Below are 22,190 nucleotides of genomic sequence, written 5' to 3'. Positions count from 1 at the left end.
GACGATCCGGAAAGGCCTGAAGTTAATACGTTAAAGAAGATTGCACCGTTATCGAACAACTGTTCGTTACGCCAGCACCGACTTGCGGGATCCCCATCGCGACGGTGGCGTTGGGCCGGAGAGGTTTCCGCATGCCGCGTGCGCTCAAAGTCTATCGAACGCCGATCGGGTTCCACGACGCCTATGTCGCGGCGCCGAGCCAGACCGCTGCGCTGAAAGCCTGGGGGACGGAGCATAATCTGTTCGCCCGCGGCGCGGCCGAGCTGGTGAGCGATCCGGCCCTGACCGCGGCGCCGCTCGCCGAACCAGGCAAAGTCATCAAGCTGCTGCGCGGCTCACCCGAGGAGCAGATGGCGGCGGCCTCCGCCTCCGACGCAAGGCCCAAGCCCGCGAAGGCCAAGAAGAGCGAAAAACCGCGAAAGCCACCGCCTCCCCGGCCCAGCCGCGCCGCGTTGGACAAGGCCGAAGCCGCGCTCGCCGCGGAAGAGGCAGCCCAAACCGAGGAGGTGGACGCGCTCACCCGGCAGATCGAAAAGATCGAGCGCGCGCGCCGCGCCCTGATCGAGACGCACGAATCCAAACGAACCCGATTGGAGGCCGCCCGCGACGACGCCGAAGCCGCGCACAAGGACGCCCTGGAGAAATGGCGCCGCGCCGTCGAGTGACAATGGCGGCCTAGGTCATGATCCCATAAACGACTGGCATCCGATAGACCCAAGCCGCCGGCAATGGGCGGAAAGCACACGTCGGCCACAATCTGAAAAGATGGCTCGCGCATTGTCTGCCGAATGTGAATTACCGACCCAACAGGCCTTTCACGCGCCGCCACCAAGGCGCAGGAGCGACCGCATGTGACGACCTGCCGCCAAGGCGCGCAGCGGGCTGATCGGCGAAGATCACATTGAGCAAATTCTTGGTCAAACCATCAGGAATGGGGATGATCGCCGAACCAGATTCCTGCAGCACATCATCGATGAAGACGGCCACGGTAGGTCCGGCAGCCCATATGACAAGGTTGTCCGGCCCCCACTCTATTTCTCCCATTTCGTGCCGTTCAGCACCACTTGGCGCTTTCAGGGTAATAGCCGATCGGGCCGGCACCTCGAACTCCTCGCACCACGGTTCAAGCCAAACACGAAGCGTGTCTGGTCCCGGATTGCATAAACTCCATTCATGGTCGGCACCCGTCATCAGCGCAGCATTCCAGATGGCGCGGACGTCCGCAACTGGACGAAAGCAGACCGGCCGCTTTTGATAATTCTACGACCTAAATCTCCGCCGATGCCGGGCAATGATGTTTCAGGAAATCGGGATGACTCGGCATTGCGGCGACCTTGTCGGCAATCTCGCGCCGCATGGTCGCCAATTGCTGGCGCAACTGATCGTGCGGCATCATCGCGGCGACGCGATGATAGCCCTGCGGCATGACCCGCTGGCCGGTCAGGATCATCGCCCAGCTATCGACGCGGAACAGCTCGTACGGCATCTGATAGGCCCGCCCATCCTCACGCCACAGCGCGATCCGCGCCGCCAGGGTCTCGGGGATTTCCATATTTCGGCAGCGTTTCCAGAAGGGGGAATCGTCGCGTTCCGTTACGTGATAATGGAGGATGATGAAGTCGCGAATATGTTCGAATTCCTGCCGCGACTTGTCGTTGAAGCGCTGGAGCAGCGCATCGTGGCAGCCGTCGAACGGGAAATCCTCGATCAGGCGCGTGACCGCGGTCATCATCAGGTGGATGCTGGTCGATTCCAGCGGCTCGATGAAACCATTGGCAAGGCCGAACGCAACGCAGTTACGCGCCCAGGTCTTGCGCCGCATGCCGGTCTTGAAACGCAGCGACCAGGGCTCGACCAGCGGCTCGCCATCGATATCGGCGAGCAATTTGGCGCGGGCCTCATCCTCGGACATGAACTCGTTGCAGAAGACGATGCCATTGCCCTCGCGATGCTGGAGCGGAATGCGCCAGCGCCAGCCGGCCTCGTGAGCGAAGCAGGTGGTGTAGGGTCCAGGCGGGTTGGGTGAGCGCGATTGCACCGCAACCGCGCTGTTGGTCGTGATCCAATGGCCCCAATCCTCAAATTCCACGCCGAGCGCCTGGCCGAGCAGAAGCGAACGGAAGCCGGTGCAGTCGATGAACAGGTCGCCCTCGACGCGCGTCTCGTCTTCCAGCGTCACCGCTGCAATGTCGCCGCTCTGCGGATCGATCTCGACATTGCGGATCTTGCCCTCGATCCGCCTGACGCCGGCCGGCTCGGCAAGCCCGCGCAGAAACTGGACATAGCGTGCCGCATCCAGGTGATAGGCATAGCCGATCGTGCCGGCGCTCTTGGTAAAGCGATTGGCCTCCCCCGCCACCCATTCCAGGCAATATTCGCCGAGCTCACCGCCAAAGCCCTTGGCGCGGGCGTGCAACCACAATTGATGGAAATCCGTCATCCAGCTCACGCGCTTCCCCAGCACCCCGAACGGATGGATGTAGCGGTCGCCGATCCGCGCCCAATCGCGGAATTCGATCCCGAGCTTGATGGTGGCAAGCGAGGTCGACATGAACTTGCGCTCGTCGATGCCCATGAAATCGTGAAAGCTGCGGAACGTGGGAACGGTCGATTCCCCGACGCCGACGGTCGATATCTCGTCGGATTCGATCAGCGTGATATCCAGCAATGGACCGAGATGACGCACAAGCGCGGTCGCCGTGACCCAGCCCGCCGTACCGCCACCGCAGACGACGACCCGGCGCACCTTCTGATTGCGTGGAGTCTTCGCCATCCTGTCCCCCCTGCTTTTGCGCTTATCTAACGTCCCGCGAGATCATGGGAAGGCGCAATGCGGGGAATCGCCGCGACAGGACTTGCATCCGCATCAGGCCTCACCACACAGTTACGATTGTAACGTAAGGAGCTGCGCCGATGACCGATCTGTCCGCTTTCCCGATCTCGCGGCGCTGGCCGACGCACTATCCCGATCGGCTCCAGCTATATTCCGCGCCTACGCCCAACGGCGTGAAGGTCGCGATCGCGCTGGAAGAGCTCGGGTTGCCCTACGAGCCGCATTTCGTCGATATTGGGCAGAATGAGAGCTGGACCCCGGCGTTCCTGTCGCTCAACCCCAACGGCAAGATCCCGGCGATCATCGATCCGGATGGGCCCGGCAATGCGCCCCTCGCTTTGTTCGAATCGGGCGCCATCCTGCAGTATCTCGCGGAGAAGACGGGCCGACTGCTGCCGACCGATCCGGCCCGCCGCTATGAGACGCTGCAATGGCTTCATTTCCAGATTGGCGGCGTCGGGCCGATGTTCGGCCAGCTCGGCTTCTTCTTCAAATTCGCCGGCCGCGAGATCGAGGATAAGCGCCCGCTGGAACGCTACACCCAGGAGTCGATCCGGCTCCTCGGCGTGCTGGAAACCCGCCTGACCGGGCGGACCTGGATGATGGGCGACGAGTATACGATCGCGGACATCGCCTTGCTCGGCTGGGTCCGCAACCTGATCGGCTTCTACGGTGCCCGCGAGCAGGTGGATTTCGATCGGCTGAACGCCGTGCCGGCCTGGTTGGAGCGCGGCCTGGCACGACCTGCCGTTCAGCGAGGGCTGACGATCCCAGCGCGACCCGAGGCTACCTCAGCGTAACACCAGGCCAAAGCCGCGCCGGTGACACACTCCCTCCCGTCACCCTGAACGTGTTTCAGGGTCCATATTCCCACGGGCGACAGGGCCCGTGGCGTGATGGATGCTGAAACGAGTTCAGCATGACGATCGGTTTAGATTGCGACGGCGTACAAGCCGTGGTGCGCCAGGATGTAAAGCGTCCGGCGATCCTTGCCGCCGACGATCAGCTGGATCGGGCGTTCGGGCACCTGGATTTGGGTCAGTTCCTTGCCGTCGGCGCCATAGACGAACACCTGCCCGTTCGCGACGAACACCTTGCCGTCCGGCCCGACTGCGACGCTCTCGCCGCCCCGCTCGGCGAACACCTTCAGGTCGGTGATCGTACCGCTCTGCCCGACCAGGCCGTTATAGGTCCGGTTCTCGGACGCGTTCGTGAGGAAGACCCGCTCGCCCGGCTTCGCGGTGACGAAACCCATCGCGTCCATCGTGTCGGAAAAGCGCCAGTCGCCCTGCCGGAAGGCCCGGAAGGCGGGCAGGACCAGACTGCCGTCGGGCGACACATATTCGCGCGCCTTGGGCGTCGCCATCCCCTGCGCGAACTGCTCCGCCAGCGTTGAATAGCGATAGGTCTGGTGATCGAGCTGATCCTTGAACTCGGCATCATTCTTCCAGATGCTGCCGGGCAGCGCCACGGTCACGTTGGTCCGCGCCTTGGCCGGCGTCGGCGGGATGAACGTCACGCGATCCGCCGGCTCGCTCGGCTTGAAGCTGTAGACCGTGACGTCCGGCCCCTGCGGCGACAGCGCCATCACATTGCCCGATGCATCGATCGCCAGGTTGACGGGATCCAGCGGATTGTCGCGCACGATCTCCAGCCCCTTCTCCCGCGTCCAGCGGTAGATGCGGTTGAAGCGATGCTCGACAAAATACAGCGTGCCGTCCGGCGCCACCGCCGCGCCCGAGATGGAGTAAAACCCGCCGCCCAGCTTCTCGACCGCACCCACGCCCGGCAAGGACGGCGGCGGTGCCGCCACGGGCATCGGATCCTTGATGTCCAGCACGGCAAATTCATGCTCACGCACTTCGGCATTGCGGGTCACGTCGACAATCGCATTCTCGAACGGGAATTTGCTGGCGCGCAGATAGGGCGCACAGCCATTCTCGTCGCACATCGCATAGCCGCTCTCTGCATTCACATGGACGTTGCGGAAGCGGATGTCGGTGGAATTTTGCAGTCGCACCGCGGTCAGCGCGGGCTTCGGCGAACGCGTCACGCGATAGGCGTGAAAATTCGCGAACAACAGATTGCGCGAATTGCGGATATCCAGCGCATTGGCGTCCGAACTGTCGCGCACCTCCTCCTCGGTCTGCGGGGCCAGGAATTCCCAATTCTCGACACCGTCCAGCACGATCTCGTTGCGGACATGATGTTCGTTGGACAATTCATAGACATGGCCGGGCGTTTTGGTGTTCGATACGAACAGGCCGGCCCAGCCATAAGGATGCGGCAGCCAGATATTGGCGAAGGTGCCGCCGCCGCCGTCCGTCACCCACATGCTGGGATTCTGACCGTCGACCCGCGCGCCCGGAACACGTTCGGTGAATTCCCGCGGTGTCCCGCCACCACCCTGGAATTTGACGTCGTTGACCATCGAACTGGCGCCCGCCTTCCACAGCAGGCCGGTCACCCGCGGATTGGTGACCCCGGTATAGATGCCGATCCCGCTCATGATCGCGTTACCGCCCTTGGCGCTCTCGATCATAGCCTTGGGCGTACCCGGGCCGGCATAGCCGGGGCTGTTTTCCGGCAGGTAGATCACCGTTCGCGTCGGGTGCAGGCCCACCAAGACCGTATCCGGCCGTAGCCGCAACGTGTCGCTGATCGGATATTGGCCGGTCGGGAAATATAGGACGCGATGGCTGTCGATCGCCTTTTGCAGCGCGGCCGTATCGTCGGTCTTGCCGTCGCCCTTGACGCCAAGGTCATGGATGTTGGTCCAGGTCGTCGTGGCGGGCAGCGGCGCGATCGCACGTTTCGGCGTGGGCAGCGCGGAGAGTTTCTCGGTCTGCCAATTGGTCCGGATCGTGCCCATGGCGTTGAGGCTGTCCAGCGTCAGCCCGTGGTTGAAGGCCTTGACCCGATAACGCGCACCTTCCCCCGCCAAGGTCTTGCCGCTCTCGCGGAAGCTCGCGAAGGTCGGTACGTTGCTGGCCACCGCATTCTCGAAACCGATCTGCGTGAAGACGCTCTTCTCGGCACTGATGAGCACCGCCGCCTTTGAGATATTCTCGAACCGCACGTCCTTGCCCCACAGCGAATCCGAATAGCCTTCGTCGATCTCGATCCCCACCGGCACGTTGCGGATCGAGACATTGGCCATCGCCAGATCGACCTCATGCTCGCGGATCGCGGCGTCGCGCTGGCCGTCGAACGAGGAATCCAGCAAGGTGAACTGCCAGGCAGGCGAGGTCTTTTCGGTGATGATGCCGTAGCGGCCGCCATGGAAATGCACGTCCTCCATGACGTTGCCGGCCAGGTAGACGCCCGCCAGGCCGGAACCGAGGTTGAAGTCCATATGGCTGAGGAAAGTGTGCTGGGCGACGTGGAAGCGTGCGACCACGGCGCCGGCATTGCCGTCGCCAATCTCGAAATCGATATTGGCCATCGCCGAGTAGAAGGTGCCGGAGTTGGCGTCGGTCGTTTCAGGGTTGAACGGTACCGCGGTCGCGACCGGGAATGGCGGCTTCTTGTTGCCATAGGCATCATTGCCGGTGAACACGAACATGGTCGCGACGCCCTTGTCGAAACCGGGCGTGTTCGCGCCCAACACGATCACCGGCCGCGTCTTGCCGATTCCGAAGATGCGCACCGCCGGGGGAATGAGGATCGATCGGCTGACGCGGTAGCGTCCGGCGGGCAAGAACACGATCCCGCCGCGGGCGCGCTCGCCGGCGGCAGCGGCGTCGATCGCGGCCTGGATCGCGGCGCTATCGTCGGCGCGCCCGTCGCCCACGCCCTTCACCAGGATCGCGCCCGGATCGTTAGGCAGGGTCGTGAAGACGGATGTGGTCGCCGCCGATGCCATAACGGGCGCGGCCAGCAATGCCGCTGCGATCAGCTTCATCTTCATGCGTAATCCTTCACTTCGATGCGCTTATTTTTCCGGGTCGGTGCCCGTGAAGGGCGAGCAGCAGGGTTTGCCGATCGCGTGGAATTCCATGAGTTCGGCGCGCGTCCCATCCGGATCGAGCAGGTTGAGCTGCCATTTCGCGTCACGCCCGATCTTGGGAACGCCGTCCTGCCCCTTCAGCCGGTCGCCATTCCACAGCAACGTATAGGCATCGCGCGTATTGTGGACGCCCAGCGCGAAATGGTTGAGCACGCCCAGATCGGCCGCCTTCATCGTCGGCGGGATACCCAGCGAATCGGGCGTGCCGACCACCATATATTCCAGCCAGTCGGTGCCGTCGGGCACCTGCAGCGATATCCAGGTCGGACGATCCTCCTTCATCCCGCCGAACCAATAAGGCCGGAAGCCCAGGATGGTGCGCCAGAAGGCGTCCTCGTTGCCGCGATTATGGATGATGAAGCCGACATGCATGATGTGGTCGGACAGCGGATTGGCCGCGATCGTCGGCGGCGACACGGGCGGCTGCACGAATTGCACCCGATTGCCCTCGGGATCGGTCACCTCGAACCATTTGCTGCCGTCGGCCGCCTTGGTCACACGCGCGGGCACCTTGACCTTGCGCGACGCGAGGTAGGTGCGCATCGCGTCGGCGTCGGCCGTGTTGTAGCCGACATGATCGAGCCGGTTCATCGATGCGGTCCCACCCGGCAGCGGGAGGACTTCGACGAACTGGGTCGGGCTGAAATAATAACGCGCACCCGCCGGATTTTCCGGATCAGGCCGCTTCACGGCGCCCAGATCGTGAACGTAGAACGCCTCGCTCTTGGCCGGGTCCGCCGCATAGACCGCGATATGGGAAACCGACGTGATCGGCGGACGGACGGGCACGGCGGCAAAGAGCGCACCGGTTCCGATTATGGCGAGGGCAAACCCCATGGCGCGCTTCATCGTCTCTCCCCCGCCGCGGGACACCGCGATCATTGTTAGCGCAATCATAACGGCTTATGCTGTGTCGACCAGCCCTACAAAGGTCGGGGGGACAGGGAGAATCAGGATGCCGAACGAAATTTCGCGCCGCACGTTGATCGAGATGAGCGTGGCCGGCGCGGCCGCGCTGGCAGCCGCCGAAGCGCAGGCAAAATCCCGTCCAGCCTTGGCGAAGGATCAGAAGATCGGGTTCGCCGTCGTGGGGCTCGGCAAGCTCTCGCAGGGTCAGATCATTCCCGGCCTCCGGACTGCGCGCAGCGCCAGGCTCGTTGCCGTCGTCAGCGGGCATCGTGACAAGGCCGAGCGTATCGCGGCGGCGGAGGGTCTGCCGAAGGATGCGATCTACAGCTACGACGATTATGATCGGATCGCGCAGGATCCCCGCATCCAGGTCGTCTACATCGTCCTGCCGAACGCAATGCATGCGGAATATACGATCCGGGCGCTCAAGGCCGGCAAGCATGTGCTGTGCGAGAAGCCGATGGCGACGACCATCGCCGACGCGGAAGCGATGATCACCGCGGCCAAGGCGGCCGATCGCAAGCTGATGATCGCTTATCGTTGCCACTATGAGCCGAAGAACCTCGCCGCCATGCGCCAGGTCCGGTCCGGCGCGCTTGGCAAGCCCCGCCTGTTCGTGACGGACATGGGCCGTCAGGCGACCCTTTCGGATCCGTCCGACGCATGGCGACTGGACAAGAAACTCGCCGGCAGCGGCGGGCTCGGCGACATGGGTATCTATGGCATCAACGCCGCACGCTACATGCTCAACGAGGAGCCGGTGGAGGTCCGCGCCTGGGCCAATACCGATCGCAACGATCCGCGCTTCAAGACCGTCGACGATTTGATCGCCTGGCAATTCCGCTTCCCGTCCGGCGCGATCTGCAACGGATCTACCTCCTTTAACTACAACGCCACCATGTCGTTCGAATTATGGGGCGAGAAAGCCCGGCTGCGCGCCGATCCCGGAGCCTTCTACGGCGGCAACAAGTTCGCGATGGTGGACGGCGGCAAGTTCACCGACATGGACGTGCCCGAGATCGATCAGTTCGAACGCGAGATGGACTGGATGGCGGATGTCGTGCGCGGCAAGGCGCCCATGGTCTCTCCCGGCGAGGAAGGGTTGCAGGATGTCCGCCTGATCCAGGCGATCCTCGATTCCGCAGCCAAGAATGGCGCACCCATCCGCACTGACTGGGGCTATAAGCGCGCCGTCGATCCCGCGGCCGTGGTGGATATCGTCGCCTGAGCGTGAGCGCATCGGGCATTGCCTCTAACGCGTGATCACTTTGGCACGAACCGTTCGTCTCGAGTAGCGATCGAGCTTGTCGAGAGCGCGTATCGAGAGATGCTACCACCAATGCCTCGATACACGCCCTCGATACGCCCTGCGGGCTACTCGGTCGCACCTCGGCACGAACGGATTACTGTAAAGTCATCATACTCTAGGGAAGCCGATCAACCTTCGCGAGATCCCGCGCGGTGCCCATCGTGTGAACGACGAAGAGCAGGATCAGGATGCTGCCGATCGTGCCGACGAACAGATCGAAGCCGGATATCTTCCCGAACAGGCCCGGATTATCGCCGAGCAGCATCATCGCGATCGTCAGGCCGATCAGCACAAACCTAAGTTCGGTAGGCCCCGCGGCGAGGAAGGTCAGTTTCAGCTGGCCGCCGACGCGCGCATAGAGAAAGGCGTGGACCGAGAGGAGGAGATAGCCTGCCAGCGCGATCAGCGCGACGTCGAGCCGTACATAAGGGCTCAGCCCCATGCCGCCCAGGATCAGCAGCGTCGTGAGGCCGTCACAGCTATGATCGACGAAATAGCCGTAGGAGGGCCGCTCGATGTGGCGGTAGCGGGCAAGGCTGCCGTCCAGCGAATCCCCGAACCATTGGACCACGAGGCCGACGAGCGTCAGCCACAGCCAGGCCGGCGATACATTGCTGGCGACATAGCCACCGAAGATGGCGAAGGAACCGACCATCCCAAGCCCGGTCAGCCGATCGGGCGTGACCCATGACGGCAGCAGGCCACACAGGAACGTCAGCAGGCGCCGTTCCGTCACCGCCAATATGTTCGTTTGGACGCGGGTCACCGTGGCGGTTTGCGGCGGGTTGTTTTCAATCATCTTCTTATCCCGACTTGGAGCACAGCCGTCCGTCAGGCCCGCTAGCTTACTATGGCTCCTGCGCGGTCGCGCCCGCCGCCGGCCCATAGCTTAACGGCGGGACGCGCTCGTCGCCCCCGTGCCGCATAGGCCATGTGGGATCGCTGGCGCCGCATGACAACAGTGTGACACGCGATGACCGACACTCAGCCGGCCAGCTGGCGGAGACGCGCGCTCAGGCGATTTGCGGCAGTTTCGCCAGATGCTTGTCGAGCGTGATCGGATAATCGCGCACGCGCACGCCGGTCGCATTGTAAATCGCATTCGCGATCGCCGCACCGACGCCGCACAGCCCAAGCTCGCCCACGCCCTTCGCTTTCATTGGCGAGCTTTTATCGTCGACCCCGTCCAGGAAGATGACCTCCTGATGCGGGATGTCGGCATGCACCGGCACTTCATATCCGGCGAGATCGTGGTTGACGAAGAACCCGAACCGCGTGTCGACCGCCAGCTCTTCCATCAGCGCCGCACCCACGCCCATCGTCATCGCGCCGATCACCTGGCTGCGCGCCGTCTTGGGGTTGAGGATGCGGCCGGCATCGCACACCGCCAGCATCCGACGCACCCGCGTTTCGCCGGTAAAGGCGTTGACGCCGACTTCGACGAAATGCGCCGCGAAGGTCGATTGCTGATAGTGTTTGGACAAGGCGCGATCGAACTCGATCTTGTCCTCCGCGACGATGTCGCCATCGCGCGCGGCATCCTCCAGCGCGATCTTGCGTCCGCCGCCGCTGATTTGGCCGTCGGCGAAATCGACATCGGTCGCGTTGAAGCCCAGGCGCTGGGCGACCATTTCGCGCAGCTTGACGCAGGCCGCGTAGACGCCGGCGGTGGAGCTGTTGCCGCCCCACTGCCCGCCCGATCCGGACGACGCCGGAAAGGAGGAATCGCCCAGCCGCACGACGACCTTGTCCATGCCGACGCCGAGCATCTCGGCCGCGGTCTGGGCAATGACGGTGTAGGATCCCGTCCCGATGTCGGTCATGTCGGTTTCCACCGTCACGACCCCCTTGGGGCTCAGCCGCACGCGTGCGGCCGACGTCATCGTGATATTGTTGCGGAAGCCTGCGGCAACGCCCATCCCGACCAGCCACGCCCCGTCCCGCACCTGACCCGACTTGGGATTGCGCTGCGACCAGCCGAAACGGTCGGCACCCGTGCGCAGGCACTCGATCAGATGGCGCTGCGAATAATGCCGCTCGGGTTTCTCGGGATCGACCTGCGTATCGTTGACGATGCGGAACGCGACCGGATCCATCGCTAGCGCCTCCGCCATCTCGTCCATCGCCATTTCCAGCACCATCAGGCCAGGCGCCTCGCCCGGCGCCCGCATGGCATTGCCCTCCGGCAGATGGAGTTCGGCAAGGCGCATCGACGTCAGCCGATTGGCGCCGGCATACATCAGCTTGGTCTGCGATACCGCGGTCTCCGGATCGCCCTTCGGCAAATTACCCGACGTGCTTTCATGGCCGATCGCGGTGAGCCGGCCATCCCGGTTGGCCGCCAGGCGCACATGCTGGATCGTGGCCGGCCGATGCGTGGTATTATTCGCGATCTGCGGACGCGCCAGCGCGAGCTTGACCGGGCGGCCGCAGGCCTTGGCGCCGAGTGCGGCCAGCACCGCATCCGCGCGCAGGAACAGTTTGGAGCCGAAGCCGCCGCCGACGTACGGCGAATCCACGCGCACATTCGCGGGATCGAGCTTCAGCGCCTTCGCCAGTTCGTTCTTGTTCCAGGCGATCATCTGGTTCGACGTCCAGATGGTGAGCTTGTCGCCCTCCCAGGCGGCGATGGTGGCATGCGGCTCCATCATCGAATGACTCTCGTCCGGGGTCGTATAGACCCGATCGATCTTCACCGGTGCGGCAGCAAAGGCGCGCGCGAAATTTCCGACTTCGTCCACCTTGGGCGCGCCGCTGCCCTCGCCGCTCCCGCCGCCGACCATCGGCGCGTGCGGCGCTTCCTTGGCAAGGTCGAACTTGCCCGGCCCGCGTGCATAATCCACCCGTACCAGATGGGCAGCCGCCCGCGCCTGCTCGAACGTGTCCGCCACGACGATCGCGACCGCTTGATGATAATGGTCGATCTGCGCACCGCCGAACAGATTGGCGGTGTTCATATCGCCCTTCATCGGCCCCGGCATGTCCAGCGTCGTCACGACCGCCAGCACGCCCGGCGCCGCTTTCGCCTGCGCACTATCGATCCGGTTGACGCGGCCCGTGGCGACCGCGCTGCCAACCATGAAGCCATAGGCGGCATTGGGTGCCACGTCGTTGCGCTCATAGGCATAAGGCGCCGATCCGGTGACCTTGAGCGGCCCATCGACACGGTCATGCGCGCGACCGACAACCTTCAGCTGATCGATCGGATTCTTGCCCGCGGGCGTATCGAACTTCATGCTGTCCTCGCTTCGCTCATGACGTGGGCGATGGTTCGCTCGACCAGCGTGACCTTGAACCGATTATCCTCGGTGGGACGCGCACTGGCGAGCAGCGCCGCGGTGGCCGCCTTGGCGCCTTGCGACCAGGCAGTGTCCGCCGCCGCAACGCGCCACGGCTTGGGCGCGATGCCGCCGACCGCGAACCGTCCGGTGCCGTCCGGCTGCGTCACGGCCGCGACCGAAACCAGCGCAAAGGCATAGGACGCGCGATCGCGCACCTTGCGGTAGATGTGCGTGCCGCCCAGCGGGCGCGGCAAGGTGATGCCGGTGATGAGCTCGCCAGGTTGCAGGTTGGTCTCGATATGCGGCGTGTCGCCCCACAGCCGGTGGAAGTCGGCGATCGGGATGGTGCGGGTCTGGCCCTGGGGCGTGACCGTCTCCACCACCGCATCCAGCACCCGCATCGCCACCGCCATGTCACCCGGATAGGTCGCGATACAGGCATCGCTGGTGCCGACGATGCCCAGCTGGCGCGAATAGCCGCCGATCGCCGCACAGCCCGAACCGGGCTTGCGCTTGTTGCACGGCATGTTCGTATCGTAAAAATAGGGGCAGCGCGTGCGCTGGAGCAAATTGCCCGCGGTGCTCGCCTTGTTCCGCAACTGGCCCGACGCCCCCGCGACGATCGCACGCGTCAGCACGCCATAATCCCGCCGCACGCGCGCGTCGGCGGCAAGCGCCGTGTTGGTGACGAGCGCGCCGATGCGAAGCCCGCCGTCCGGCGTCTTCTCGATCCGGTCGAGCTTGAGATCCTGCACGTCGACCAGATGCGCGGGCGTCTCGATCTCCAGCTTCATCAGGTCGAGCAGGTTAGTGCCGCCCGCCAGGAACTTGGCGCCGGGCTGACGTGCGACCGCCGCGGCCGCCTCGGCCGGTGTCCTGGCGCGCTCATAGGTGAATGGCTTCATGCCCGCTCTCCCGCGACGTCGGCCATCGCTTCGGCGATGTTGGAATAGGCCCCGCAGCGACAGATATTACCGCTCATCCGTTCGCGCATCTCGATATTGGTGGCTTGCGGCGATGCGGTGATATCGGCCTGCACGTGGCTCGGTATGCCGGCCTTGATCTCGTCCAAAACGGCGACCGCCGAACAAATCTGCCCGGGTGTGCAATAGCCGCACTGAAAGCCGTCATGCTTCACGAACGCGGCCTGCATGGGATGGAGGTCGCCGGGCGTGCCCAGCCCTTCGATCGTGGTCACCTTGTCGCCCTGATGCTGGACGGCCAGGCTGAGGCAGGAATTGATCCGCTGCCCGTTGACGATCACCGTGCAGGCGCCGCACTGCCCATGATCGCACCCCTTCTTGGTGCCAGTGAGGTGCAGATGCTCGCGCAGCGTGTCGAGCAGAGTCGTGCGGGTATCCAGCTGCAATTCGTGCCGCTTCCCGTTGACAGTGAAGCTGACGGGCATGGCCGCGGGCGAGGGCTGCGTGCGCGCTTCGGCCTGCACCTGCGGCGCCACCGTCAGCGCCGCCGTCGCCGCGCCCGCCGCCAGCATGCCGCGGCGGGAAATCTCCAGTTCAGAGCTCATGATCACCGCTTCCTTTCATGCCGGACGCCCTTCCCCGCATCTGCGGTATCTTTGGCGGGCATCCTGCACGTACCAATGTTGATGCGTCTATTAGCTGTACTGCGTATCGCGCCCTAGGAAATAATGGCCCCGAATTCAGCTGCTTCTGCAACAAGCGCCATCCGTCATGCCAATTGTTCCGCCAGCGCCCGCCGATCGACTTTGCCGATCGCGGTCAGCGGCAGCGACTCCCGCAGGACGATGTCGCGCGGGACCTGATGGCGCGCAATCCGCGGCAACAGCCAGGCGCGCAATGCCGCGACCTCCACCACGCAGCCCTTCCGCGCGACCACCGCCGCCGCCAGCCGCTGCCCGAAATCGGAATCCGGGACACCCACCGCCGCGGCGTCGGCGATGTCCGGATGCGACAGCAACACCGATTCCACCTCCCACGGGCTGACATTCTCGCCCCCGGACAGAATGACGTCATCCGTGCGCCCGTGCAGAAACAGGCGGCCGTCGCCGGCGCGGCTGGCGCGGTCGCCCGAACGAAGCCACTCGGCCGGCGACACCGATGCGCGATTGCGGATGAACAGCGCGCCGATCCCGCCGGCCGGCACCGGCTTGCCCGCAGGATCCCGGATGGCCACCGTGACACCCCAGACCGGCCGACCGATCGTTCCGGGTGCGGAGGCGAGGTCCTCTGGTGTCGCCAGCAGGGACAGCCCCGCCTCGCTCGTCCCATAAAGATTGAATAGCACCGCGCCGCACTGCGCGCTCACCTGGCGTGCCAGTTGCGGCGCGAGCGGCGCCCCGCCCGAAACGATGCACCGCAACGTCCCACCCTCACCCAGATAGGGCAGCAGGCGTTGCACCATCGTCGGCACCACCGCGATCGTGTCGACCGCTCCGCTGCCGATCAATTCGGCGGCGCCCTGCGCATCGAAGCGCCGCCGCAGATAGGCAGTTCGACCCAGCGCGAGCGCAATGATCAGCGCGGCCAGGCCGAAGCCATGAAACAGCGGCACCGCCACGAAGACCGCGCGGCGCCGATCCAGCTGAAGGGCGGCGATCAGATGAAGGAACAGGCGCAGGACCGATGGGGCGCCGGCCTTGCGCCGTGCCGCCTTGGGCAAGCCGGTCGTGCCCCCGGTCAGGACAACGATCTCCCCCGCCCGGATGCGGGGCAAGGCTGGTGCCTCGCCGGTATCGGCCGCCAGCAGCGCGTCTGGATCGAGGGTCGTTCGCTTGAGGTCCACAACCTCCGCCACTGTGCCGGGCGCCAGGACGATATCGATGCGATGCCGGTCCAGCAGCTGCGCGATCTGACTGGCGGGGAGATGCGGGTTGAGGAGAATGGCGCGCGCCCCCACCCGCGAAACCGCCAGCAGCGCCCGCACCAGCGCGACGTCATTCTCGCCCATGATGCCAATCGGCTGGCCCTGCTGAACCTGGTATGCGTCTCGCAGGATCGCGGCCAGTCGTTCGGCGTCGTCGGCCAACGCGTCCAGGGCGACGCTTTCCCGCTCGTCACCCAACAAGGCCGGTGTCGGCGCCACCGACGCCCCAAATCGCGCCAGCGCGACAAGGTTGGGGCCGGACCGGTACCAGGCCCGTACCAACGATAACAGCGCGCGCGGACGGATCAGCCCGCTCCGGAGCAGCCGGCAGACGATCCACAATCGCGAAGGGCCATGCCGCATCAGCGGAGCGCCCGGCGCTGCTGCCGATCGGTCCACGCGTCCCACGGCGTGCGCAACGCGGGGGCCAGGACATGAACGGGCGACAGCCACCACGGCGCCCACGCCCGCCGCCGTGTGATCAGGCTCGCCGCTATCCGCATGGCCGCCTGATCCGGCTGCATGGCGGGCACGCCATCATAGAAGCGCGTGGGCGCGATCATGCGGGTGCGCACCAGCGGCAGGTAGATCGACGTCACCGCCACGCCGCGCGCGCGCAATTCCGGTGCGGCGCTGCGCAGCCACTGATCGAACCCGGTCTTGGATGCCTGATAGGCCGCCCAATAGGGCGCGGGCGGCAGCAAGACGTTCGCGGCCGAGACGCTGACGATCTGCCCCCCACGCTCGACCATTCCGGGAAGCGCCGCCAGGATCAGTCGCGCGGGGCTGAGGAAGTTGATGTTGTTCGTACGGGTAATGTCGTGAAATCGATCGAGCGAGTCCATCATCGGCCGGCGGATAGACTTGCCCGCATTGCTGATGACAATGTCGGGCTGAAATGCGGGCAACCGTTCCGCCAATGCCGCCACGGCCGCCAAATCGTTCAGATCGCAGGGATAGACGGATGCGGTTCCGCCGGCCGCGGTGATCTCTTCGGCCAGCGCCTCCAGGCGGGACGCGGTGCGCGCCACCAGCAGCAGCCGTCCGCCCGCGCTGCCGATCTGCCGGGCAAGCTGTTCGCCGATCCCGAAGCTCGCGCCGGTGATCAACACCGTGCGCCCCGCAACCGCGCGCCGCAACGCCTGCGCCGAAACCGCCTGGTGGGGAAAAAGGAACCGTTCCAGCAGGGTCGACGCCGTCATCACAGGAGCTTGCTTGTTCTGCCCATGAAGTAAAGCGCGCCGATCAAGTCTCCGTAATTACGGCCAACTTGCTGCGTTCATGTGCCCGGGACCAGAAACGCTCGGCGATAGGTGAGCAGGCGATCTTTCAAAAAGGCGCGACTTGCGGCTAGGACGGCGCCTGCCGGAATATATGGAAGCGGAGATAGTAAGATGCGGTTTGCCGCCATTGCCTCGTTACTGCTGATCGCGATGCCCTTGCCGGCCGCGCCGCCCACAACCCACACGATCGTCAACGATGCCGCCGCCTTGCGCCGCCTGCAGCGCAACAGCGGCATAACGTTGCAGTGGATCAGCTTCGAAACAGCGGGCCGCGGGCACCTCCACGTCAAGACCAGGAACGGCGTCGTCCATCTCAAGGGGGAACAGCACGAGGGAAATGGGGGCGGGCAGGTCACGCTGGACGGCGACGTTGTCCAGATCGATGCGCGAAGCTTCACCTTCCGGGGCCGGATCGAGATCAGCGACACGCCTGACAAAGGCCGCAGCTGCATCCGCGACGGCGAATATGAATTCCGCGTCACCGGCAAGCGCCGCTACTGGCGCCTGCAGCAGATGCAGACCTGCGACAATCTGACCGACTATGTCGACATCTATTATTGAGCGGGACCACCGGCGGCGCGCTCTCCGGCCGAACTGCACCGCCTAGATATCGGCGCCTTGCGGCGATCGGCGCCGGGTTGGCGTCGGTCATGCTGGCATGGGGGCTGCTCGACTATGTTCCGGCGCTGGCAGGTGCAGCGATCCTGTCGCTCGTGCTGCTGCTGCTTTGCTATGCGCTGGCGCTGAGGCTCAGCCTGGGTCTGCTCTGTGCGGCGGTCGGCGGCCTCGTCTTCTATGGGGCCTTTGCGACCCCGGCCGGCTTTTTCTGGCTCAATCGTCCACGGCTGGAACGTCTGGTCGCGCAAATCCAGGTCACACCGGCCATTCATGCGTTGGAGGTGGGAAGCGGGGATGAGTATCGCTTCCTCAACGGGACGTTGATCACCCATGATCGTGCCCGCGCCAATCCCGACGCAGCGCAACCCCGATATTATGTGGGTGACGTGCTGCGCCGATTGCGCGTTCCGGCCGCGACGTATCAGGCGCTCCACGCCGCGCTCACCCGGCTCAAGCTTGGAGGATATGATCGCGACCGGAACGGCGAAATCCGCCTGAGCGAGCCCTCCCCGGGAGGCACGCCGTGGGTGAATTCCTTCCAGTACAGCCCGAACGGATCAGCCCCGCAGTCATTGCGCGTGATGAGCAGCCGCCACCTGTCGGCGCACTGGTATTATATTTCCGAAGGTTGATCCGGGGCGCGCGCGCCGTGACACCGGCCGTGCCGCGGGCGTCCCGTACAACGCCGATCCTTAACCCGGCAGCGGCATTGCGGTCACCAGCTGAACGCGGCTCAGGCTGTCGTCATATTCGAAATGCAGCTTGATGCCCTCATAGGCAAACCAGTCCCACGGATAATGGCGCAGCGGCGGGAAGACGCCGCCACGATCATTATGGGCCACCGGCGTACCGAGCACGCCTCTTACATCGGCGCGCGAACTCTGGAACGACAGCCCTTCCGGAAGGACGCCGCCATATTCCCGATATCCTGCCTCCCGGTCAGCCGCATAGAATTGCACGGACGTGCAGATGCCGGACGTATCCACCGTCACGGCCAGGCCTCGATCCGGCTGCTCGATATACATGTCCATCCCATGTTCGGGATCGCCTTCCGGCGCCTGCCGCGGGGTCAGCAGAGGATAGCCAAGGATCGCGGCAAAATCCCCGATATGGCGCCCAACCAGTTGACGTTCGATCATGGCTTTCCTTGTCCCACATGCGGCTCGCCGCCCATCCCCAGCATCATTTTATAGCTTGGGCCAACGTCAGCGGACCATGATTTTCAAAGGTAACCTTTCGCCAATGGCGTGTCGCACAAGCGAAGGCCCGGACCGCCACTGCGTGCCTCGCTGCGGATCAACCGCAGCAGGTGCAGGAGCGTATTTCTATGGTTCGGTTGTCCTTTCGCGGTAATCTCCAGCGCGCGTGCACATTGTCCGCCGCAATGCTTTCCATAGCCATGATGCCTGAATCAGGGGCGCACGCCGCGCACGGATCGGAACATGTGCCCATCGCCGATCTCGACCTCGCGACGGCGCAGGACAGGGCACGGCTCGACCGCCGTATCCGCGCAGCGGCGGATCGGCTGTGCATGGCGAATGGCGGGATTTCCAGTCTGATCATGCGGCATGTCGTGGAGCTATGCGTGCGGGATACTGTCGCAAGCGCCGCGCCGACCCGGGCCAAAATGATCGAAGCATCGTCGTCCTATGTGGGGCTGTCGCAACCCGCTGCCGCCGCATCCCCGCGCCCCGGGAGCGACACGTTCGGGGCCTCAGCCGACCGATCGTCGGCAATGCCGCCGCCAGGCCCCTCGGCATCGCTGCGCGCGCCATCATGCAGGACCTTTCTGGCCTTTCGCGGCTGCGAAACGCTCTTGATATGGCCTTAGTCGGGGAGTGCGAACGGGCTTACCCCAGCACGCGCCAATAGAAAGCCAGCGTCAGCGTTATCGCCTGCAGGAACAATGCTGGATCATAACGCGGGCCTTCGTCGCGCAGAAAGGCATGCTGTGCGTTCATCTCGTGCCATTCGTAGGATGCGCCGACTTCCTCGAGCCGGGCGCGGATCACCTCGCGCCCGGCAAAAGGAACGTGCGGATCCTGCCGCCCCCACACGAACATGGCCTCCGCTTTCAACTCCGCCATACGCGCGAGGCTATCGTCGGACTGTCCCTCGCCCAGCGTGCCGGAATGAATGTCGGTCGGATAGAAGCAGGCCGCCGCCGATACGCGCGGATCCAGCGCGGCGCGATACGCTAGGTGCCCGCCCAGACACACGCCGAACGTCGCCAGGCGGCCGTTGCACGCGGGATGCGCCGCCAGCGCGCCGAGGCCGGCCACGGCGTCAGCATCGTAGGCCGCAACCGGCTTGGTGACCTTCAGCGCATTGCCGCGTTCGGTTCCGGCGGTGTCGTAGTTCAGAACCGACCCCGCCGGCTCATATTCGTGATAGAGTTCGGGCACGGCCACGACATGGCCATTCCCCGCAATCATCGCCGCCAGCCGCCGGATCGGCGCCGTGACCTGATAGATTTCGGAATAGAGCAGTACGCCCGGGAAGCGCCCCTCCCCCACCGGTCGAAACATGTGCATCCGCATCGCCCCGCGTCCGGGCACGTCCACATCCAGTATCTCGTCGCTGCGCAAGATCATCCGCTCACCTTCAAGCCGGCATTGCCACTGTGCCACAGGGCCATAGCCCCAATAGGGCGATCGCAAACAGCATTCGATGGCGTGGCGCTGCTGAGACACGCCATCCCCCTCCTGAAAGGCGCGGCGCTGAAACGGCCGTTGCGTACGGCATCGGGCCCTTCCCCCGTGTCGGGCGGGCAGGCTCCGCTGCAAGAGCCCCGGACCCTGCACGCTACGCGTCAGCACTTCTCTCAGCCGACACCGGCACCATATTGGAATCCGGATCAAGGGAGAGCGGCATGGCTACGGCAGCCACCGACACGCTAATCGTAACCTGTGCCAGCTGCGCCGCGCCGAACCGTGTCCCAAGGGACAGGATAGGTCGTGGCGGCACCTGCGGCCGATGCAAGAGCGCGCTTTTTTCGGGCGCACCGGTAACGCTGACATCCGCGAATTTCGACGCGCATGCCGCGCGCGCCGATCTTCCCCTCCTGGTCGACTTTTGGGCATCCTGGTGCGGCCCTTGTCGCCAGATGGCCCCGGCATTCCAGGCAGCGGCGATCCAGCTGGAGCCGTGGATCCGTCTGGGCAAGCTCGACACGGAGGCCGAACGGGCCATTGCCGGCCGCTATGGCATCCAATCGATCCCGACGATGATCCTGTTCCGCAAGGGCAAGGAGGTCGCCCGCCAGTCCGGTGCGATGAGCGAGCGCGCGATCGTCGATTGGGCCCGCGGCGCGTTACGATGATTCCGCGCACGGCAGCGCCGCGGCCGCGCGCCGCTTGAGGAGAAGCCGATGACCACCCATCTGAAGATCGATTTCGTCTCGGACGTGTCCTGCCCCTGGTGCGTCATCGGGCTTCGCGGACTGGAAGAGGGCCTCGCGCGCGCCGCGGACGCCGTCGATGCCCAGATCGTCTTTCGCCCCTTCGAGCTCAATCCGGATATGGCGCCCGAGGGACAGGATCTCGATGCGCATATCGCGCAGAAATACGGGTCGACGCCCGCGCAATCCGCCGCGAACCGCAGCATGATCCGGGATCGGGCCGCCCAACTCGGCTTCACGATGGCGATGGCCGACGGCAGGCGCATCTACAACACGTTCGATGCGCATCGCCTCCTGCATTGGGCCGAAAGCGAGGGCCGGCAGAAGGCGCTCAAGGAAGCCCTGTTCCAGCTTTACTTCACCGACGGCGGTGATCCTTCGAACCACGATGCGCTTGTCGCTACCGCCGAAAAAGTGGGGCTGGATCCGGGCGAAGCACGGGCAATTCTCGCCTCGGATCGATATGCCGAGGCGGTGCGCACCGAGGAGAGGCTGTGGCAGTCGCGCGGCATCACGGCCGTGCCTGCCGTCGTCATCAACGAACGCTATCTGATCTCCGGCGGCCAGCCCCCCGAAGCCTTCGAGGAGGCCCTCCGCGGCATCGCCGCCGAGATGGCGGCGGCCTGAACACCAAAATGTGTCATTGCCCCCCGTCTCCATAGCGTGACAATGCAGGAAGGCATTGGAGAGGGAGGCAGGCCCAGTCCTGCGAGGCAATGCGGGGTCGGTGTGCTGCACGTTGGGCAGACTTAGATCGCGGAGGTCGCCTACTCCGTATGGTTCCCCAGCGGGTGACGACGCGACGAAGCGTTGAGGTCTTCTGCCAGGCGCAACGCGCAAGCAAATGGTAGGCGGTGTCGCACCGAACGACACCGCCCTGTTTGGATTACCAGCAGCGCTTCACGCGCCGATGGTGACGGTATTCGGTACGACAACGGCGGCGATCATTGCGCCAGCCCCGACGGTGACCGCGGTTGCGCCAACGACGATCCTCTCCGTAACGGTTGCCATGGTGGTTTCCGTAACGAGATTGCTCATACCGATCGCGCGGCTGTGCGTCGGCTGCGGCGGTCACTGATCCGGCAGCAAGCGCAATGCCTGCGGCGATCAGAATGCCTCTCAACATCTTCATTGTAAGCCTCCTGCCCGTGTATCGGGTTCCACAGGGGGACTCGTTGATCCAGCTTTGGTTCCGCGACGGATTAGGCTGAGATGGCTAGCGCTCGGCACTGGCGGCACAAGAGCAGGATTGGGTTCTACCCTACAGCCGATAGTAGCATGCTGCTTTGAAAGACGAGCCGACATCAGGTTCGCGATAGCATGCAGCATTGGCTGTTGGACCGCCGTGAGCGTATCCCTGGGCTTTCATGCAGGCTTCCGCCATGTCTGCGGCGGGACCGTCGGTCTGGTAGCGGATGGAGTCTTCGCCCTCGGCCTGGGGGAAATGATTGCGTGCTTGCGTCTCACACTGCGCCGCCTTGTCCTCGGGCGGCTGCCGATCCGAGCAGCCGAGCAAAATCAACAACACAGAAAGCTGCAGTAGCTTCACCACGCCCGCCCCGCCCCACGCAGTCACGCTTCATCAGCCAACTGCCCGCATCGATTCGAGCCTGCAAATTAATTGCCGAACCGGACCAAATCTATATTCATTTTGGCGAGAACGATCCACGCAAACCAAGTGCGGTTATGGGCGTTCGCTGC

Annotated in this window: 21 protein-coding genes; 8 read left to right on the top strand and 13 right to left on the bottom strand. The window is 64.5% G+C overall.

Annotated elements, in window-relative coordinates; genetic code table 11:
• Window positions 1–131: 131 nt before the first annotated feature.
• Entirely contained in the window at window positions 132–665 is a 534-nt protein-coding gene (locus tag ACSBM8_RS05530) for a hypothetical protein (protein ID WP_442680658.1), read from the top strand.
• 130 nt (window positions 666–795) lie between these two features.
• On the opposite strand, the gene ACSBM8_RS05525 is transcribed toward ACSBM8_RS05530, so the two are convergent.
• Window positions 796–1,191 carry a hypothetical protein gene (locus ACSBM8_RS05525; RefSeq protein WP_442680657.1) on the bottom strand — a complete coding sequence of 132 codons (396 nt, stop codon included), beginning with the start codon at window positions 1,189–1,191 and terminating at the stop codon, window positions 796–798.
• Between the two features lie 76 nt (window positions 1,192–1,267).
• Window positions 1,268–2,773, bottom strand: a complete 1,506-nt coding sequence (locus ACSBM8_RS05520) for a tryptophan halogenase family protein (RefSeq protein WP_442680656.1) — start codon at window positions 2,771–2,773, stop codon at window positions 1,268–1,270.
• Window positions 2,774–2,913: 140 nt separating this feature from the next.
• Between ACSBM8_RS05520 and ACSBM8_RS05515 the strand changes: the two genes are divergently transcribed.
• Window positions 2,914–3,633, top strand: coding sequence for a glutathione S-transferase family protein (locus ACSBM8_RS05515; RefSeq protein ID WP_442680655.1), 720 nt, complete (start codon window positions 2,914–2,916; stop codon window positions 3,631–3,633).
• 131 nt (window positions 3,634–3,764) lie between these two features.
• Here the strand turns inward: ACSBM8_RS05515 and ACSBM8_RS05510 are convergent, their stop codons facing one another.
• On the bottom strand, window positions 3,765–6,743 hold the full coding sequence (locus ACSBM8_RS05510) for a glycosyl hydrolase family 28-related protein (protein ID WP_442680654.1): 2,979 nt from the start codon (window positions 6,741–6,743) through the stop codon (window positions 3,765–3,767).
• A gap of 24 nt (window positions 6,744–6,767) precedes the next feature.
• Window positions 6,768–7,724, bottom strand: coding sequence for a VOC family protein (locus tag ACSBM8_RS05505; protein WP_442680653.1), 957 nt, complete (start codon window positions 7,722–7,724; stop codon window positions 6,768–6,770).
• A gap of 73 nt (window positions 7,725–7,797) precedes the next feature.
• Between ACSBM8_RS05505 and ACSBM8_RS05500 the strand changes: the two genes are divergently transcribed.
• A complete protein-coding gene (locus ACSBM8_RS05500; protein ID WP_442680652.1) occupies window positions 7,798–8,979 on the top strand; it encodes a Gfo/Idh/MocA family protein in 1,182 nt (393 codons plus the stop codon).
• Window positions 8,980–9,175: 196 nt separating this feature from the next.
• On the opposite strand, the gene ACSBM8_RS05495 is transcribed toward ACSBM8_RS05500, so the two are convergent.
• The 6 genes from ACSBM8_RS05495 to ACSBM8_RS05470 all read right to left on the bottom strand — a co-directional run bounded on the left by ACSBM8_RS05495 (window position 9,176) and on the right by ACSBM8_RS05470 (window position 16,390).
• Window positions 9,176–9,859 carry a CDP-alcohol phosphatidyltransferase family protein gene (locus ACSBM8_RS05495; RefSeq protein WP_442680651.1) on the bottom strand — a complete coding sequence of 228 codons (684 nt, stop codon included), beginning with the start codon at window positions 9,857–9,859 and terminating at the stop codon, window positions 9,176–9,178.
• Window positions 9,860–10,073: 214 nt separating this feature from the next.
• Entirely contained in the window at window positions 10,074–12,296 is a 2,223-nt protein-coding gene (gene paoC / locus ACSBM8_RS05490; RefSeq protein ID WP_442680650.1) for an aldehyde oxidoreductase molybdenum-binding subunit PaoC, read from the bottom strand.
• Window positions 12,293–13,246: an FAD binding domain-containing protein gene (locus ACSBM8_RS05485; RefSeq protein WP_442680649.1), complete on the bottom strand. Its 954-nt coding sequence runs from the start codon at window positions 13,244–13,246 to the stop codon at window positions 12,293–12,295. The genes paoC and ACSBM8_RS05485 overlap by 4 nt, the downstream gene beginning before the upstream one ends.
• Window positions 13,243–13,869: an aldehyde dehydrogenase iron-sulfur subunit PaoA gene (gene paoA, locus ACSBM8_RS05480; protein ID WP_442680648.1), complete on the bottom strand. Its 627-nt coding sequence runs from the start codon at window positions 13,867–13,869 to the stop codon at window positions 13,243–13,245. The genes ACSBM8_RS05485 and paoA overlap by 4 nt, the downstream gene beginning before the upstream one ends.
• A gap of 164 nt (window positions 13,870–14,033) precedes the next feature.
• The gene (locus tag ACSBM8_RS05475) at window positions 14,034–15,551 is read right to left on the bottom strand and encodes an AMP-binding protein (RefSeq protein ID WP_442680647.1); all 1,518 of its coding nucleotides are present in this window, start codon (window positions 15,549–15,551) and stop codon (window positions 14,034–14,036) included.
• Entirely contained in the window at window positions 15,551–16,390 is an 840-nt protein-coding gene (locus tag ACSBM8_RS05470) for an SDR family NAD(P)-dependent oxidoreductase (RefSeq protein ID WP_442680646.1), read from the bottom strand. The genes ACSBM8_RS05475 and ACSBM8_RS05470 overlap by 1 nt, the downstream gene beginning before the upstream one ends.
• 192 nt (window positions 16,391–16,582) lie before the next feature.
• Here ACSBM8_RS05470 and ACSBM8_RS05465 point away from each other — a divergent pair, with 192 nt between their 5' ends.
• Both ACSBM8_RS05465 and ACSBM8_RS05460 read left to right on the top strand, forming a co-directional pair.
• Entirely contained in the window at window positions 16,583–17,032 is a 450-nt protein-coding gene (locus ACSBM8_RS05465) for a hypothetical protein (RefSeq protein ID WP_442680645.1), read from the top strand.
• Window positions 17,033–17,121: 89 nt separating this feature from the next.
• Complete coding sequence (locus tag ACSBM8_RS05460; RefSeq protein ID WP_442680644.1) at window positions 17,122–17,721, top strand: hypothetical protein; 600 nt, start codon at window positions 17,122–17,124, stop codon at window positions 17,719–17,721.
• A gap of 60 nt (window positions 17,722–17,781) precedes the next feature.
• On the opposite strand, the gene ACSBM8_RS05455 is transcribed toward ACSBM8_RS05460, so the two are convergent.
• Window positions 17,782–18,228, bottom strand: a complete 447-nt coding sequence (locus ACSBM8_RS05455; protein WP_442680643.1) for a hypothetical protein — start codon at window positions 18,226–18,228, stop codon at window positions 17,782–17,784.
• 188 nt (window positions 18,229–18,416) lie between these two features.
• Here ACSBM8_RS05455 and ACSBM8_RS05450 point away from each other — a divergent pair, with 188 nt between their 5' ends.
• On the top strand, window positions 18,417–18,920 hold the full coding sequence (locus ACSBM8_RS05450) for a UrcA family protein (protein WP_442680642.1): 504 nt from the start codon (window positions 18,417–18,419) through the stop codon (window positions 18,918–18,920).
• Between the two features lie 19 nt (window positions 18,921–18,939).
• On the opposite strand, the gene ACSBM8_RS05445 is transcribed toward ACSBM8_RS05450, so the two are convergent.
• On the bottom strand, window positions 18,940–19,683 hold the full coding sequence (locus tag ACSBM8_RS05445) for a dienelactone hydrolase family protein (protein WP_442680641.1): 744 nt from the start codon (window positions 19,681–19,683) through the stop codon (window positions 18,940–18,942).
• Window positions 19,684–19,961: 278 nt separating this feature from the next.
• On the opposite strand from ACSBM8_RS05445, the gene trxC reads away from it, so the two are divergent.
• Complete coding sequence (trxC, locus tag ACSBM8_RS05440; protein WP_442680640.1) at window positions 19,962–20,411, top strand: thioredoxin TrxC; 450 nt, start codon at window positions 19,962–19,964, stop codon at window positions 20,409–20,411.
• Between the two features lie 48 nt (window positions 20,412–20,459).
• The gene (locus tag ACSBM8_RS05435; protein WP_442680639.1) at window positions 20,460–21,116 is read left to right on the top strand and encodes a DsbA family oxidoreductase; all 657 of its coding nucleotides are present in this window, start codon (window positions 20,460–20,462) and stop codon (window positions 21,114–21,116) included.
• Between the two features lie 634 nt (window positions 21,117–21,750).
• On the opposite strand, the gene ACSBM8_RS05430 is transcribed toward ACSBM8_RS05435, so the two are convergent.
• Window positions 21,751–22,041, bottom strand: a complete 291-nt coding sequence (locus ACSBM8_RS05430; RefSeq protein WP_442680638.1) for a hypothetical protein — start codon at window positions 22,039–22,041, stop codon at window positions 21,751–21,753.
• Window positions 22,042–22,190 lie beyond the last annotated feature (149 nt).

The sequence above is a fragment of the Sphingomonas sp. ASY06-1R genome, from assembly GCF_052180265.1.
In the GTDB taxonomy this organism is placed as follows: domain Bacteria; phylum Pseudomonadota; class Alphaproteobacteria; order Sphingomonadales; family Sphingomonadaceae; genus Sphingomonas_I.
Note: the sequence above shows the minus strand (reverse complement) of the source record. Positions and strands in the feature narration are given on the sequence as shown.